This window comes from Streptomyces sp. NPDC047515, from assembly GCF_040643055.1.
Lineage (GTDB): Bacteria > Actinomycetota > Actinomycetes > Streptomycetales > Streptomycetaceae > Streptomyces.
In genome coordinates this window covers 1-15278 of the sequence record NZ_JBEYTM010000097.1, presented here as the reverse complement: position 1 = coordinate 15278, position 15278 = coordinate 1, and the positions used below count along the sequence as shown (strand labels likewise).

Annotated in this window: 13 protein-coding genes and 2 pseudogenes; 9 read left to right on the top strand and 6 right to left on the bottom strand. The window is 68.6% G+C overall.

The genetic code is table 11. The features are described 5' to 3' along the window. Positions 1–735 precede the first annotated feature (735 nt). From ABZ826_RS37210 to ABZ826_RS37195, 4 genes and pseudogenes are all read right to left on the bottom strand, one after another. Positions 736–1227, bottom strand: coding sequence for a hypothetical protein (locus ABZ826_RS37210; protein ID WP_361458715.1), 492 nt, complete (start codon positions 1225–1227; stop codon positions 736–738). A gap of 115 nt (positions 1228–1342) precedes the next feature. After that, a pseudogene (locus ABZ826_RS37205) lies at positions 1343–1845 on the bottom strand (FAD-linked oxidase C-terminal domain-containing protein); the annotation flags it as partial. Positions 1846–1898: 53 nt separating this feature from the next. Next, positions 1899–2345 (bottom strand): hypothetical protein, encoded by a 447-nt coding sequence (locus ABZ826_RS37200; protein ID WP_361458713.1) that lies wholly within the window; start codon positions 2343–2345, stop codon positions 1899–1901. Continuing rightward, positions 2345–2611, bottom strand: coding sequence for a hypothetical protein (locus tag ABZ826_RS37195; protein ID WP_361458711.1), 267 nt, complete (start codon positions 2609–2611; stop codon positions 2345–2347). The genes ABZ826_RS37200 and ABZ826_RS37195 overlap by 1 nt, the downstream gene beginning before the upstream one ends. Positions 2612–3106: 495 nt before the next feature. Here ABZ826_RS37195 and ABZ826_RS37190 point away from each other — a divergent pair, with 495 nt between their 5' ends. Further along, positions 3107–3952 (top strand): pentapeptide repeat-containing protein, encoded by an 846-nt coding sequence (locus tag ABZ826_RS37190; protein ID WP_361458709.1) that lies wholly within the window; start codon positions 3107–3109, stop codon positions 3950–3952. Between the two features lie 157 nt (positions 3953–4109). Then, positions 4110–5474, top strand: a complete 1365-nt coding sequence (locus ABZ826_RS37185) for a radical SAM protein (RefSeq protein WP_361458707.1) — start codon at positions 4110–4112, stop codon at positions 5472–5474. 105 nt (positions 5475–5579) lie between these two features. On the opposite strand, the gene ABZ826_RS37180 is transcribed toward ABZ826_RS37185, so the two are convergent. Further along, a complete protein-coding gene (locus ABZ826_RS37180) occupies positions 5580–6293 on the bottom strand; it encodes an NAD(P)-binding domain-containing protein (RefSeq protein ID WP_361458705.1) in 714 nt (237 codons plus the stop codon). Positions 6294–6430: 137 nt separating this feature from the next. Between ABZ826_RS37180 and ABZ826_RS37175 the strand changes: the two genes are divergently transcribed. The 6 genes and pseudogenes from ABZ826_RS37175 to ABZ826_RS37150 all read left to right on the top strand — a co-directional run bounded on the left by ABZ826_RS37175 (position 6431) and on the right by ABZ826_RS37150 (position 12096). After that, entirely contained in the window at positions 6431–6982 is a 552-nt protein-coding gene (locus ABZ826_RS37175) for a glycoside hydrolase family 25 protein (RefSeq protein ID WP_361458717.1), read from the top strand. Positions 6983–7218: 236 nt separating this feature from the next. Then, a pseudogene (adhP, locus tag ABZ826_RS37170) lies at positions 7219–8233 on the top strand (alcohol dehydrogenase AdhP). Positions 8234–8514: 281 nt separating this feature from the next. Beyond that, the gene (locus ABZ826_RS37165; RefSeq protein ID WP_361458703.1) at positions 8515–8979 is read left to right on the top strand and encodes a MarR family winged helix-turn-helix transcriptional regulator; all 465 of its coding nucleotides are present in this window, start codon (positions 8515–8517) and stop codon (positions 8977–8979) included. Between the two features lie 35 nt (positions 8980–9014). Further along, a complete protein-coding gene (locus ABZ826_RS37160; protein WP_361458701.1) occupies positions 9015–9278 on the top strand; it encodes a hypothetical protein in 264 nt (87 codons plus the stop codon). Between the two features lie 331 nt (positions 9279–9609). Then, positions 9610–10782: a S1 family peptidase gene (locus tag ABZ826_RS37155; protein ID WP_361458699.1), complete on the top strand. Its 1173-nt coding sequence runs from the start codon at positions 9610–9612 to the stop codon at positions 10780–10782. 759 nt (positions 10783–11541) lie between these two features. Next, a complete protein-coding gene (locus ABZ826_RS37150; RefSeq protein ID WP_361458697.1) occupies positions 11542–12096 on the top strand; it encodes a hypothetical protein in 555 nt (184 codons plus the stop codon). Between the two features lie 722 nt (positions 12097–12818). Here ABZ826_RS37150 and ABZ826_RS37145 read toward each other — a convergent pair. Beyond that, positions 12819–13646, bottom strand: coding sequence for a nucleotidyltransferase domain-containing protein (locus ABZ826_RS37145; protein ID WP_361458695.1), 828 nt, complete (start codon positions 13644–13646; stop codon positions 12819–12821). Positions 13647–14393: 747 nt separating this feature from the next. Between ABZ826_RS37145 and ABZ826_RS37140 the strand changes: the two genes are divergently transcribed. Next, positions 14394–14951, top strand: a complete 558-nt coding sequence (locus ABZ826_RS37140; RefSeq protein ID WP_361458693.1) for a DUF3291 domain-containing protein — start codon at positions 14394–14396, stop codon at positions 14949–14951. Positions 14952–15278: the final 327 nt, after the last annotated feature.

Genomic DNA, 15278 nt, shown 5'->3' with positions numbered 1-15278 from the left:
AGGCGTAGGAACCTCGATCTTCTCACCGGCAAAGTGCACCTGTCGCTGTATCAGCTGTCGCATACCCCGCACTACCTGCGGATTCGGGTCAGAGGTCTCGGACCCACCAGCATCCCCCATGGGTCTGACAACGCCGGCCCACGCGGCGCGAGGCCGTCCGCCGACGCCCTTCGGCGGTCCGACGCCGACTGGTGGCTCGGACGTGTCCGGCCGATCATGTGACCACTCCGGGCTCGTATCGTTGATGTGAACCTGGGGCGGGGCGATCCGCGGGATGCCGAAGGGGAACGATGAGACCGCTTCTGTCGGCGAGCAACAGGCGTTGTGGCAGGTGGCGGGACCACCCGCGGATGATCGACGGGATCCCGCACGGGGTGCGGGGCGGCATGTACTGGCGTGACCCGCCCCAACGGTTCGGGCCGCGGAAATGGTCTATGAGCGCAATCGGCCGTGGTCGGCCGACGGAACCCAGGAGCGTCTGCTCCAGCAGGTCCAGGCCACGGCGGACTCCGCGGGTGAGGTCGACCGGGACGTCTCGGTCGACTCCATCATCGTGCGCGCACACCAGCACGGGGCGGGCGCTCCTAGCGATCCGCGGCCACCCGCTACGACAAGCACCGCTACGTCCACCTCGGCACCGCAACCGCAGCAGACCTCACCATCTGGCTCCGCACATGGCTCCTGTGCGACCCAGCAGTAGAGCGCGCCTGGGCGTGGCCGCCACCACGAAAGGCCCTAGCCGCCGTTCGGCGGCCTGACCCCGGCCGGTGGCTCGACCTCCAGAAACCTTCTGCGGCGTGGTCCGCGGTACAGCAACACCGTCCAGCCCAACTCCCGCAGCACAGCCGCGCACCGGGCCAACTCGTCCTCCTCCGCGTGGGCGGCCCCACTGCCGGGCGGGCCGAGCCACTCGACCCTTACGCTGCTCGGCGACTCGCCCTGCTCCAGGCGATAGCCCGTCGCGATCCGCAGGCCTGAGTCGTCAACGGCCGAGGCGGCCAGGCCCGATGCCTCCAGGGCCAGGGCGATGGCCCGTATCGGCCGGAGGGTCTCCCATCGCGCGGGCACGCTCTCCGGACTGCCGCGCCCGGTGTTCGTCAGCCGCCGGATCTGCAGCATTCCCTCGAACGCCGTACGGACCGAAGCGGCTCGCCTCTCATCCCGTACCGGGGCCGTCGGCCCGTCCCCGGTGACCGGTTCGAAACCGGTCTCGTTCTCGCTGTCCATCGACGCCCCTCCGCCCGTGCCTTGCTGCTGCCAGTGTGCGTCGCCCCACTGACAGCCGCTCCGGCGAGGCGGGTCGGTGAACCCGGATCATGCCGACACCGCCGCACGCGACGCCCCGGTCACGCCCGCGGAGCTTCAGCAGCCCCACCCCGTGCCCGCCCGTCACGGTTCCACCGAGCGCGATCGCTTCGTCGAGGATGTCCTCGAAGGGCGACTGGGCGCGGGCGCGCGCCCAGTCGCCACCGGACGGAGTGATGATCAGGTGACGCAGAATGCCGTCGTCGGCATGGGCGATGTCGGCCACCAGAATGTCGTGCCGGGCCGCTGCCTTCTCGATCCGGGCCAGCATCTCGGGCACCGCGGTCCGCGGCACGCAGACATCCTCGGTCAGGACCGGGCCGAGCCGTTCGAGTGCCGGTGGGCCGGTCGCCGCGCCTGGAACAACGCATCGGCTTCCTGCTGATCCATGGAGACAACGGCCCAGGTCGGGCCCGCCTGCTCGAAGCAGTCGCGCGCGAGTTCGGCCTCGGCATCGCCCTCGGCGCCAGGGGTGTCGACCCGGCCGAGCAACACCACGGCCGCGTCGGCGGAGAGACCCATCCTCCGCCACGCGTCTGATCCCGGTGTGTGCGCTCCGCCGCCAGTGCTGTGGCCGGAAGGGGGCACCGGCTCTACACAGGGGCGAAGCCCCGCCGATAGTGGTTGCGCAGAACGGCCCGGCGATGTGGGTCGGACAGTTGCTCGTCCGCCCAGAGGAAGAAATTGTCCGCGAGGGTGTCGGTCCAGTCGTAGGCCGGATCGTACGGGCCGGTGTCCGGCGGCGGCAGCTGTGCCTGCCACCTCGGTCCGGACGGATGGTCGACAGTGACGATGCGGGTGCCGTCCGGTCGCTGCACGTGCCGGACGGTCACCTCTTCACCATTCCATCGGCGTTCACCGAACTGGAGCCACAGAGCCTCGTCGTCGGCGTACAGGGCGGCGAAGGCGCCGGTGCCGTGCGGCAGGACATGGACGAAGCCGTGACAGCGCCTGGAGGCCGGGACGAGCAGCCCGGAGGCCGGGTCCAGCGCCCACACGCGGCCATGACGGTCGTAGTCCTGCAGCACTGTCGTGGACATCAGCGACGCGGCTCCGGGCCGAGCTCCTGGTCGATCGCCGCATTGCTGCGGGTCGCAGCGTCGATGACCGCCGCCCAGCTTCCGTACTTGGCAAACTGCTGATCGGCCGTCGGGCCCAGCGGGTTGCCGTACTTCGCCATGTTGCGTGCCTCAAGAGCCTTCACGGCCTCCGGAGACATGCCCGCACGGGTGATGTCCTTGGCCTCGTTGCGCATGGCGACGAGTACGCGGGCGATCTCCTCGTCGGAACGGCCTTCGGCGCGCATCCGGTCCTCGACCCGCTATGGGGTCGAGCAACTCGTGGTAGAGGATCCGGATCTCGCGCGCCTGTGCCCATTGCTCCGGGGTCATCTCCCGGATGGAGCAGACGACCGGATCGCTGCTGGTGCACGGCGCGGCCGGAGCGGACACGGCCGAGTGCACGACACCGGCCGACGGTGCGGAGGCAGGGGCGGCCAGAGCCGTCCCAGGCGTGAACAGCGCACTGCCCGCGAGCGTGAGCAGAGGAAGGAGGAGGGTGACGACCAGGCTGCGCAGGAGTGAACTTCGGCGGGAGGCCGAGGGGGACGCGAAGCCGGACAACGGACGTGCAGGCATGAAGAGGCGCTCCTTTCGCCGAAGTGACGGGGCGAGGAGGACGCTACGGGTGCCGGATCACCCGGGAGCGATCATGAAATCGGCGCGTACGGGTGACGGATCCCGCTAGGGTTGACCGTCCGGCGGTTTCGTACTCCATCCATAGCCCAGAGGATCCACGCACTGTGTCCGACCACCTCCAAGGCACCGGCGCCGGCCGCACCGACCGTGACGCACTTCGCGCCGACTGTGCGAACTGCTTCGGCCTGTGCTGCGTCGCACTGACCCTGACCCGGTCCGCGGACTTCGCGATCAACAAGGATGCCGGAAAGCCCTGCCACAACCTGCGGGAGGACTTCCGCTGCGGCATTCACACCGAATTGCGGACCCAGGGCTTCCCGGGCTGCACTGTCTACGACTGCTTCGGAGCCGGTCAGAAGGTCTCCGGCGAGACCTTCGGCGGGCAGGACTGGCGACGGGCCCCTCGCACCGCTCAGCAGATGTTCCAGGTCTTCCCCGTCATGCGACAGCTCCACGAGCTCCTCTGGTACCTGACGGAAGCGCTGTCCCTGGAATCAGCACGCTCCCTCCACGGGGAGATCCGGCGCAGTCTCGACGAGACGGAGCGCCTCACCCACCTCCCGGCGGACGCGTTCACGGAGCTGGACGTGGCAGCCCACCGTGACGACGTCGCCGCCCTCCTGCTCCGTACCAGCACGCTCGTACGAGCCACGGCGCCCCGCAGGAAGAAGCGCGACCACCGGGGCGCCGACCTCATCGGGGCCCGGCTCAAGGGCGCCGATCTCCAGGGCTCCGATCTGCGCGGTGCGTATCTCATCGCGGCGGACCTCACGGGTGCCGATCTGCGGCTGGCCGATCTGATCGGGGCCGACTTCCGGGACGCCGACCTGTCCGGCGCCGACCTCACGGGAAGCCTTTTTCTCACCCAGGCCCAGCTCAACGCGGCCAGGGGTGACGAGGCGACGAGGCTCCCGCCCTCGCTCAGCCGCGCCACGCACTGGAAGCGGTGATTCCGCAGCCGGACGTCGCCGCCGTGCGCCCGGACACCATCCGCGCCGCAGTCGGGCGGACCGGCCTCGGCCGTGGGGCACCACCGGAGCCCGTGGTTCGTTGCACACTGCGGCGTACCCGGAACGCCTTCGACGACCGGACCGAGGAGTCCCGCACATGTCCAGCAGTACCGACCTCAGTCGCACGGAGCGGAATCGCGCCGACGGAAGCCGCACCCGCCTGATCGAGCGGCTGATGGAGCAGTTCCCGCACGTGCCCCGGGAAGCCGTCATCAAGGAGGACCTGCTGCGCGGCGGCGTCGCGTTCGACGAGTCCGCGCTCAGTGACAACGAGAGCGGCGAGGTCAAGCCGAAGTCGTACTTCATCTTCTCGTTCGACCACGGAACCCTCCCCGAGCTCGGCGCCGCCGCGCTCCGCCGTCCGCCGGAGGAGATCGTGCTCACCGGAGGCCCGTACGAGCTCCGCAGGACCGTGGTGTCGGTACGGGTGAACCCGGCGTCCCCGTACCGTGTCGCGGCCGACGACGACGGCGTGCTCGGGCTCTACCTCGACGGCCGGCGGATCTCCGAGGTCGGCCTGCCGCCGATGCCGGACTACTACCGGCACACCCTGGAGAACGGCAAGTCAGTGATGGAGGTCGCGCCCACCATCCAGTGGGGCTACCTCGTCTACTTGACAGTCTTCCGGGTCTGCCAGTACTTCGGGGCGAAGGAGGAGTGCCAGTACTGCGACATCAACCACAACTGGCGCCAGCACAAGGCCGCGGGGCGCCCCTACACCGGTGTGAAGCCGGTGGAGGAGGTCCTGGAGGCACTGGCCATCATCGACACGTACGACACCGCGAAGGCGTCCACCGCCTACACCCTCACCGGCGGCGCGATCACCTCCCACATCGGCGGCCGTGACGAGGCCGATTTCTACGGGCAGTACGCCAAGGCCATCGAGGAGCGCTTCCCGGGCCGCTGGATCGGCAAGGTCGTCGCCCAGGCTCTGCCCAAGGCCGACGTGCAGCGCTTCCACGACTACGGCATCCAGATCTACCACCCCAACTACGAGGTGTGGGACCGTCGGCTCTTCGAGCTCTACTGCCCCGGCAAGGAGCGCTACGTGGGCCGCGACGAGTGGCACCGCCGCATCCTGGACTCCGCCGAGGTCTTCGGTCCCCGCAATGTCATCCCCAACTTCGTCGCGGGCGTGGAGATGGCCGAACCCTTCGGCTTCACGACGGTGAAGGAAGCCATCGAATCGACCACCGAAGGCCTGCGGTTCTTCATGTCGCACGGCATCACCCCGCGCTTCACCACCTGGTGCCCGGAACCCACCACTCCGCTCGGCAGGACCAACCCGGACGGGGCGCCGCTGGAGTACCACATCCGCCTGCTCGACGCCTATCGCGCGACCATGGAGGAGTACGGCCTCAGTTCGCCCCCCGGCTACGGACCGCCCGGACCCGGGCGCGCGGTCTTCTCCGTGAGCTCCTTCATGGACAGTCTTCCGCCCCGTCCGGACGACGATCAGTAGCAACTGGCCCGTCTCCGGAGCCGCCTCGGCCTCGGAGACGGGCCGGGCTGTCGCGTCGAGTCGGCCGGGGGCAGCGGCCCCGGCGACCGGCGAAGCCCCGTCACATCAGGCGCGCCACTCCGCCGTGCGTTCCGGGGACGCTGCGGCGAGCGCCTTGGCCACGGCCTCGGTATCGCCCTGGTGTCCGTAGACGGGCGTGCCGGGCTGCTGGTGCCAGGACTCGTCGAGGCCGCCCGCGTCCACGGTGTCGAAGCCCAGTTCGTCGATGAGGTCGCGCACGACCTGCTTGGCCGCCGCGTCGTCGCCGGCCACCGGCAATGCCTGACGACCCGGGCTGCCCTTCGGGCGGCCGTTGTCCAGGATGTCCTGTGCGTACGTCCCGTTGAATGCCTTGACCACCGGGTGGCCGATCTGCTGCTCGGTCCAGCGGCTTTCGGGCAGACCGTCCTCGATCGCGCCGATGCGGCCGTCCCGCTGCTGTGGGTAGTAGTTGCCGGTGTCGATGACCACGGCCCCCTCCGCGGCCTCGTCCAGGAACCCTGAGGGCAGAAGGGGGACGGCCTTGAGCGGGACGGTGACGACGACGACCTGCGCTCCCCGAGCAGCCTCCGCAGCGGTGACCGGGGTGGCTCCGGTCTCCTCGGCGAGCGCGACGAGCGTCTGCGGACCGCGCGAGTTGGCGACGGAAACGTCATGGCCCAGTGCGGTCAGGCGCCGGGTGAGGTTACCGCCGATGTTGCCCGCGCCGATGATGCCGATCTTCATGGATCCGACCTTCCGATGGTGCCTGCGGTACGTGGTGGGCTCTCGCCGCTTCACCAACTACCCTCAGCGGGTTCCTATTCCGGTAAATGGGCAAAACGATTCGCTCGTTCACCGGAAGGATGGGACCGGGTGGCTGCGGGCACCTACAGGAGGAGAACCGGAATCATCGTGCCCACTTGGAGGGGGTGCCCGTGCTGCACGGCATCGATGTCAGCTCGTATCAGTCGTCCTTCGACACGGACGGACTGGACTTCGTCCTCATCAAAGCCACCGAGGGCCGTTCGTACATCAATCCGCAGCTGAACTCACAGGTCAAGCGCGCCAGGGACGCGGAGTGCGTGGTCGGCTTCTACCACTTTCTCTGGCCGGGCAACATCACGGCTCAGGCGGAGTACTTCCTGAGCAAGGCCCCGGAGAAGGCGGGGGACCTGCTCGCCGTCGACTGGGAGGAGAACGGCGAAGGAACCCGGGCGAGCAATGCCGAGAAGGACAGCTTCATCCGGGAGGTCAAGCGCCTGCGTCCTCAGCACAAGGTTCTGCTGTACTGCAACCGCTACTTCTGGCTGAATCACGACACGACTTCGTATGCCGGGGACGGCTTGTGGATAGCCGATTACGCGGCCGCCGGAAAGCCCAGGATCAAGGCGTCCTGGCGCATTCATCAGTACACCGACCAGCCGCTCGACAAGGATGTCGCCGCCTTCTCCTCACGGACCGCCATGCGTGACTGGGCTCGCGGGTAGCGGTACGCGCGGGCTGCGAGGTCCGCGCTCGGGCGTCGGCGATCGGACGCACGGCACTGAGCACCGGGCGCCGAAGAGGGGCGGGGAACGGGGGAGTGGGGCGAGAGCGGATCGGAGAAGTGGAAACCGGCCGTTCGGAATAGCCTGTTCCGAGGCTTCTGTCACCTCCGCACCCTTGGGCGGTGGCTGATCAGCCGGACATGCCCGATCTGCCCGACCGAAGCGGAGGAGTGTCCATGAAAGCCGCCGTTGTCCGCAGCTTCACAGAGCCGCTGGTGGTCGAGGAGAGGCCCGTGCCGACGCCCGCCGGCCACCAGGTGCTGGTGAGGATGGAGGCCTCGGGGCTGTGTCACACCGACATCCACGCGGCGCGGGGCGACTGGCCGGTCAAGCCCGATCCGCCGTTCGTACCGGGGCACGAGGGTATCGGTGTCGTCGAAGCGATCGGTGCGCAGGTCTCCCGTCTCGCGGTGGGGGACCGGGTGGCCATCCCATGGCTCGGAGAGGCGTGCGGACACTGCGACCACTGCGTCTCCGGCTGGGAGACGCTCTGTCTGAAGCAGCGGAACAGCGGCTACTCCGTGGACGGCAGCCATGCCGAGTACGCGCTGGCGCACGGAATGTATGTGGTGCCGGTCCCCGACGGGGTCGACCCCTTGGACGCGGCGGCGCTGACCTGTGCGGGCGTCACCACGTACAAGGCCGTGAAACTGTCCGGAGCGCGCCCGGGGACGCGCGCGCTCATCTCGGGCATCGGTGGCCTGGGGCATCTCGCCCTGCAGTACGCGCGTGTCTTCGGCGCCGAGACGATCGCTGTCGACGTCACCGATGAGAAGCTGGCACTCGCCCGTGAACTGGGCGCCGACCACGTCATCGATGCCCGGGTCCAGGACGTTGCGGAGGAGGCGCAGTGGCTGGGGGGGAGCGGACGCGGCCATCTCACTGGCCGTGAGCAACGAGTCGTTCGGTGCCGCGTACGGCGCTCTGCGCAGGGGAGGCACGCTCGTACTGGTGGCGCTGCCCGCCGAAGGCAAGCTGGAACTGCCCGTCTTCGACACGGTGCTGAACGGTACGAAGATCATCGGTTCGATTGTCGGAACCCGTGAGGATCTTGCCGAGGTGTTCCGGCTGCACCGGCTCGGTCGTACGCGTGTGGTCCGTGAGAGCCGAGCCCTTGAGGACATCAACACGTCGATCGACGAGGTGCTGGCAGGCAAGGTGCCGGGACGTCTCGTCTTCGACATGCGCTGAGCCGGTCGCGCGCGGGCGGAGCGCGGTGGCGCGCCCCCGTCCTCTCTGTTCGATGCTCCGGCAGGGCGCGGACAGCTGTCGCCCGGGTTCGCATCGGTCAGTACGGCTGCAACCACCCGCTCCCGCCGGCTGGGGTGGCGCCCCCACGGGAGCGGGTGGCTGCCGCGTCGTAGAAGCGCTCGGCGGACTCGTCGACCGGCAGGCGGGAACGCGAGGCGTCCATGGCGTACTCGGATCAGTGGGTGAGTGCGTATCGTTGGTGCAGGCCTAGGATGTCGTCAATGAGCGCGACCCCGCCCAGTCTCCTGGGACTCACGACCTATTTGCTGTCCAAGACCGGCAGGACCGCGCGGAGCCGGCTGGCGTCGCGGCTGGCCGAGCGTGATCTGAAGCTCTGGCACATGGCGGTGCTGTCGGCGCTCGTCGATTTCGGCCCCCACGTCCAGCGGGAGCTGGCGGCACGGTTGGGGATCGACCGGAGCGACATGGTGAAGATCGTGGACGATCTCGCACTCGTCGGACTCGTGGACCGGGCGCGTGACACCGCCGACCGTCGCCGGGTGACCGTTACACCCACCCCGGCAGGCCGGAAGGTGCTCGCGGAGTTGCAGGGTGAGGCCATGGCTGTCCAGCGGGACCTGCTCGCGCCCCTGACCGGCAAGGAGCAGGCCCAGCTGGCGGCGCTGCTGAGGCGAGTCCACGCCCATGTCCACGAACTGCAGGAGGAGGCCCGGTCCGGTCGTTGAGCGAATCCCGGGGCCGGGTGCGGCAGACTTCTCGGGTGACCACAGCCGCGGCTCAGCCGCCTCGTGACCGTGCGCGCGGGATCGACTCCTTCATTTCGCAGGCTGCCACCGCGACCCCTGCCGAACAGGCGGCGGCCGTACTGACGGCCATGCGGAGCGTTCCGGTCCGGGTGGGAGTCCTCCAGGCGGCCGCGGTGCTCCTGGAGGAGCGGGTACGTGCGACGGAGGACGCCGTGGAGCGTGCGGCGGCGGCGACGACGGTCGCCATGCTGCGCAGCGCGATCGGCCAAGCCGGCTGAGCCGGTTCGCGTTCCGGGTTGGCCCGGGAGAGGTTCGAGGAGTGGGTGTGCCGGGTGTCGCGCGTCCGGTGGCGGCAGTCGTTGCGCCGGGTGCGCGTACACGCCTGGCGAGAGACCGTTCTCCCCGGCGCCGGGATGAGCTCAGGGCCATCATATTTCCCGCGCACGGCCCCGCTGCGGCCCGAAGCGTTCATTGGCATGGACCTGATGATGCTGCTGGGCTACAGTCCGTTGCGGCACAGTCTGAGAGCGCTCTCAGCTGAGACCTCTCGGGCGCCTGCTGTTCCTCCCCACGATTCGGAACAACAGAAGGGTCATTCCGTTGAGACGCATGACAGCCTTACGCGCGAGTCTTGCCGCCACCCTGGTCGTCGGGGCCTGGGCGACCGTAGGTCTCGCCTCCGCCTCCGCCGCGAACTCTCCGTCCACGAACTCTCTGTCCACCGTCTTCCGTGCCGATGCCGTCGAGGCGCCGGCGTCCGACGGGCTGATCTCTGCCATGCGCAGGGACCTCAGTCTGACGGAACGCCAGGCCAGGGCGCGTCTGGCCGCAGAGAAGACGGCGACAGCCGTACAGGGCGCAGCGCGACGGGTCGCCGGAACGGCGTACGCCGGTTCCTGGTTCGACCCGGACAGGGGAAGGCTCACCGTAGCCGTCACCGACGCCCGGAGGGTCGACGCCGTGGGCGCGGCGGGCGCAGACGTCCGGCTGGTGAGTCACAGCGCACGGCAGCTCGACGCGACCAAGGCGCGGCTCGACGCACTGTCCGCGCCGGATGGCGTCAGCAGCTGGCATGTCGATCCGAAAGTCAACCGGGTCGTCGTGAACGTCGTCTCGTCCGCACAGGATGACAACGATGTCCGACGGTTTGTGGAACGGGCCCGCGACGCCGGTCCCGTCCTGGTGAAGCAGACCCCCGAGGCACCCAGGACCTTCTCCGCCGGGACCGTGGGCGGGGATCCGTACTACACGGGCAACGTCCGGTGCTCCATCGGATTCTCCGTCCATGGCGGCTTCGTCACCGCAGGGCACTGCGGCCAGACGGGCGCGGCGGTCAGCGGTTGGGACGGCTCGGCCATCGGCAACTTCCAGGGCTCGTCCTTCCCCGGTGACGACTACGCCTGGGTCAGTGTCGGCAACGGCTGGTGGACCGTACCTGTGGTCCTTGGTTGGGGCGCCGTCTCCGACCAGCTGGTCCGGGGCTCCGCGGAGGCACCCATAGGCGCCTCCGTCTGCCGCTCCGGCTCCACGTCCCATTGGCACTGCGGCAATGTACTGGCCACGAACGAGACCGTGAACTACAGCCAAGGCGCGGTCTACCAGATGACGAAGACGAGCGTCTGCGCCGAGCCGGGTGACTCCGGCGGATCCTTCATCAGCGGAGACCAGGCGCAAGGGGTCACTTCGGGTGGCTGGGGCAATTGCAGCGGCGGTGGAGAGACCTGGCACCAGCCGATCAACGAGATCCTGAACCGGTACGGGCTGACACTGCATACGGCCTGACCCATACGAGGGCCGGCCGGACAGTGCTCCGGCCGGCCCTTTCACGGCGGGCCTGTCGCGACCGGGGCTGCGGGAGGGCGCACGTGGATGCGGGTCGACGTCATCGTCATCCCTTCACCGTGTTGATTGTGTATTCCGTGGTTCTCGGCGACCGCGCCCCGATGATTCAACGCGCTTCTGGGGTGGTGTCCGACAGGACGACGGGCGCCGTCGTCGAGTGCGCGTCGCTCCAAGCCGTCGGGAGGTCTGTGCTGCGGCCCATGGTGTCGGGGCCGGACGGTTCTCGATGGAATTGCCGTCATGGAACATGTCCAGCACTGCCTCGGCGGAGTCGGTGCGGATAGGCGACCACGTCTCGCCCTTTTGTGGGTCGTCCGTGGTGTCTCTGCGCTGTGCGCTCAAGGCCTTCGCATGAGGTGTCCGGCCCGTTGTTGCAGGTCGGTGCGTAGATGGCGAGTGTTCTGGGCGGTGGCGTGACGTGGTTTTTGGGCAGTGTCAAAGACAGACACGCAGGCACCGGGGTGAGCGGGAATCAGGAAGTCGCCCGGACAGGCTAACGACACATCAACTCAACTATTTTCGGGCCTAGTTGGGAACTAATAAGATTATCAGGAAATAGCATTTGGCGTACTTCTTGTCCCTCGATCGGAGATGCGGCCCCTCTCGACAACACGCCCGATATGACAGGTATGTGGACCGTCAGTACGTTCAATCTCGGGTCGGCTGCTCAGTCGGCCTCTCTGAGACAGGAGAAGTGACATGGCTACCCGTTCCACCGTTGTTACCGCCGCGGTAGCGGCCGCCGCGGCTCTGGCCGCCACCGGCATCACCTACGCGTCGGCCGCCACCTCCGAGCCGGCCCAGGCCGCCCCCGTCGTCCAGCAGGCCGCCGCCCCCGTTTCGGCCCTCAACGGCGGCGACGCCGGCAAGGGCAACGAGGGCAAGGGCAACGAGGGCAAGCGCGAAGAGGGCAGGGGCGAAGAGGGCCGTGGCTACGAGCGTCGTGGCCACGAGGAGGAGCGCCACGAAGGCCGGATCCACATCAACGAGCGCACGTACTCCGACGAGCGGGGCGGCTGCATCACCGTAGTCAGCGGCCTCGGCTCCAAGAGCCTCAACATCCGCAACGACAGCCGCCGGACCGTCGAGGTCTTCCGCGGGGCCACCTGCGACAACGGTGCCCCCATCGCCACCGTAGGACCTCACAGCTCCAGCGACGGCGTCTTCCCGGGCCACGTCCGGGGCGGCGTGTGGGTCCACGACGGTGTCGTGGGCAGCTTCCGGGTGATCGACCACCGCCACGAGGGCCGGTGACCGAACCACTCACCTGACACGGAGCCCCGGCCCGCCGGAATCGGGCCGGGGCTCCCGTCCGGACACTCACACCTGACCGGCACCCGATGACGCACAACACCTGCCACGCCGCCGAATCGGCAGCCTGGCGGCGAGGCGTCGCCGGCCAGGCCGCAGCAGCCGGACCGGCCACCGGTCACCGGCTTTCGGAACTGGACAGGCCCCCTCGGCAGGGCCCGGCGATCCAGGTGGCACGGCGTGGCAGCGGCGCGGCAGACGCCGTCCACGTCCCGGCCGCCCAGGAATCCGGTCACCTCACGACCGGCCACCCCGCGGGCCCTCCCGAGCAGGCGCGTGAACTCGTACCCCGGCACGCCGTGTTGCCATCCGGCGTCCACGCCCCGGCGACCAGCACCGGAATCAGTCATCGCCGCTCAGAATCCCTTCGCGCACAGCGTGGGCATCCCGGACTACGGATCGGCGTCGGTGAACTGCGGGGCTGTCAGGATCAGAGAGACCCACGTAGTCGGCATCGGGAGAGTCTCCCGTCCGAGGCTCCGCCCAGGCATGAGCGCCTTCGCGCCTCGGTTCGACGGGGGGACTCGGTGTCTCAGCGAGTCGGCCCCTCTTCGCGGCACGGACATCGGCAAGGCCGGGGCAGTGCATCGCCGTCGCTCATGACCCCGGCTCGCAACGCGGTCGGCATCCAATGCCATGGGCGTCGAGGTCACTGACCCCTCGGCTCAGGAACCGGACTCGACCGGCAGGACGGGGCCCAGTGAGGCACGGGTCTCCTCGACGAGCACCCGTGCGCTCGCCACCGTGGTGGCGAGCGACTCGGCGGTCTCCCCAGGAGCCCCCAGCAGGCGACGTACTCGCCGGCCGAAATCGGTTGGTGCGCCCGGCAGCGTCTCGGCGACAGCCAGCGCGCCCTTCTCGTTGAGGCACCAACGCCGATCCTCGGCGAACAGCGCCTGGACCAGGACACCGAAGGCCCGGGAGAGGCAGAGCGAAACATAAAGCGTGTCCGCCCGTGCCGCCCCCTTCGTCGCGATGTCGACGAGGAACTCCGCCTCCCAGGCTCCCGCCCTCAACGCCTCTCGCAGCGGCTCAGGGTAGGCACCGGCCTGGCGCTGAAGGCTTTTCAGCTCGCCCGTCGAGTCGGCCAGTACCTGACCGAGGGCCACCTCGCCCGCATAGCAGGGCGACCAGAATCCGAGAGGGTGGCCCGGCTGCACGCCTACCTCGAACCGGCCCTCGCGGCAGTCCGCCCATACTTGTTCGACCCGGTCCAGGTCCCGCAGAATCCAGTCCACCGCCACACCGTCGACCCGCAGCCACGCACCCCCGTTCACCCAAGGTCCCCAGCCGCCCGGGCCGGCCACCTCCACATCGGGGCCGGCCAGCCCGCGCAACGCGGCGAGGTCGAGCTCGCCTCGGTAGTAGACGCCGAGATCCCAGTCCGATTCCGGCCGGTGCTCTCCGCGCGCCCGGCTGCCGCCGAGCAGCACTCCGATCACACCGGGTACCTCGGCCAGGCGATCGGCCATGTCCTCGACGATCAGTTGCATGGAGCGAGTCTCGCAGTCGGCAACACGCCGGGCCAACCGTTTACGCCGTCGGTCGGCGGATCCGGCTTGCGTGGGATCCGCACAACCAGGTCTGTCCATGAGGCACTGCCGAGGGGCGGCGCCGCGCTCTACCAGGCCGCCGCGAGGAACCCCGGAGTCACGGTGATCCACGAGGCCGCCAATGCCACGGGACGCGAAGGAGTTGCTGCCGCCCTTATGGCGCATGGACAGCAGACTTCCCTGTCAAGTCTGGCTGCGTTGTAGCGATCTCTCATTTGACTCCTGGTGTTGGTTGTTGAGGTGACTCCGCGCAATAGCGGAGAGGGTGGCTCGATTCACGAATCCCGAAAGCAGATCGGCATGTCCTTTGACAGCGAACCGAGTCGCTACGTCAGCCAACCCAGTCGACGCCGCTGGCGTCTCCCCGGCACACCAGCTCGGGCGGAGCTGTCGATGCTGGTTCCCCGCAGTTGCCGGGCCGATGCGGACTTCCACGACGGCAGGCAGCGCCACCGCCCCAACTCCCGCAAGGACCTGTGCAAGAGGCCACGTGGACAGGGAAAACGCAACTTCGACATGGCCCGGAGAGACAGCTACCTTCACCTGACCTTCGGCGGTCGCCCAGGGGTTCCTTCAGGCTGAGCCACCCACGACGAGATGAGTCGGTCACGCCCCACGAATCCTCGCCCCCGTGCGTAAGCCACCGAACCGGGTCCACACCAGGCAACCCCAACCAGGGAGAGACGCATGCCCCATCTTGCTCTGTACACATTCGGCGTCCTGAAGTCACCTCTCGCCGATCCCGCACCTCTCACGCGCGAGTTCCACGACAGCGCTGAGGCCATCTACCGGAAGATCGGCCAGCACCCCGGATACCTCGCTCGTGCTGTAGCAGCAGACGGCAAACGGGGCTCACACTTCGACTTGGACTGGGGTGCATGGGGAGAGTTCGCCGTACCGACCTGGTACGGCAAGGGCCGTACGGTGGAAACCACCGCCCTGGCCGCGTCCCTCTCGCTCTGGACCGACCTGCGCCCCGCCTTCGACGCCATCTACACCGGTCTGCACCGTGAGGCGCTGAACAGGCGTTACGACTGGTTCGAGAGGACAGAACACCCGAGTTACGTGTTCTGGTGGGTCTCCGACGGCGTGATACCCACCTGGCAGGAAGGGGTTTCCAGGCTGGAGCACCTCCACGACCACGGCTCCGCGCCGCATGCCTTCACCTTCCACCACTCGTTCGCCCCGGACGGAACTCCGACCAGGATCAAAGGCATCGGGCCGAAGAGCGACCAGGTTCGCTGACAAGGAAGCCTGATCGACTGGGTTCGCTGTCAACGCCTCGATTGAATGACGGCGAAACGGCACTTCGGGATGCGGCCCGCCGCTGCCGAAGTCGATGCTCACGAGAACGGGAGGCATCTCGTCCCCGGCAGGCGTGGTTGTAGGGCCCGCCCCATTGAGGCTCCGCCAAGCTCGTTTCCGCAGTTCAGCGGGGCTGGTGTGATGCGTCGGTGAGGTCCTCACGCTGGCAGGTGGAGTGATCGTTAGCACGAGATCGTCTGGCACGGGCGTTCTCGCGGGTTCTGGAGTGAGGTTCGGGGGCTGCCGCGTAGGTTCTGCGCCGGGAGG

What these genes read in the sequence shown, in the direction of transcription:
- ABZ826_RS37165 (WP_361458703.1), top strand. Translation starts at nt 8,515, where the DNA reads ATGAGCGCGACCCCGCCCAGTCTCCTGGGACTCACGACCTATTTGCTG.
- ABZ826_RS37200 (WP_361458713.1), bottom strand. Translation starts at nt 2,345, where the DNA reads ATGTCCACGACAGTGCTGCAGGACTACGACCGTCATGGCCGCGTGTGG.
- ABZ826_RS37210 (WP_361458715.1), bottom strand. Translation starts at nt 1,227, where the DNA reads ATGGACAGCGAGAACGAGACCGGTTTCGAACCGGTCACCGGGGACGGG.
- ABZ826_RS37150 (WP_361458697.1), top strand. Translation starts at nt 11,542, where the DNA reads ATGGCTACCCGTTCCACCGTTGTTACCGCCGCGGTAGCGGCCGCCGCG.
- ABZ826_RS37185 (WP_361458707.1), top strand. Translation starts at nt 4,110, where the DNA reads ATGTCCAGCAGTACCGACCTCAGTCGCACGGAGCGGAATCGCGCCGAC.
- ABZ826_RS37140 (WP_361458693.1), top strand. Translation starts at nt 14,394, where the DNA reads ATGCCCCATCTTGCTCTGTACACATTCGGCGTCCTGAAGTCACCTCTC.
- ABZ826_RS37155 (WP_361458699.1), top strand. Translation starts at nt 9,610, where the DNA reads ATGACAGCCTTACGCGCGAGTCTTGCCGCCACCCTGGTCGTCGGGGCC.
- ABZ826_RS37145 (WP_361458695.1), bottom strand. Translation starts at nt 13,646, where the DNA reads ATGCAACTGATCGTCGAGGACATGGCCGATCGCCTGGCCGAGGTACCC.
- ABZ826_RS37195 (WP_361458711.1), bottom strand. Translation starts at nt 2,611, where the DNA reads ATGCGCGCCGAAGGCCGTTCCGACGAGGAGATCGCCCGCGTACTCGTC.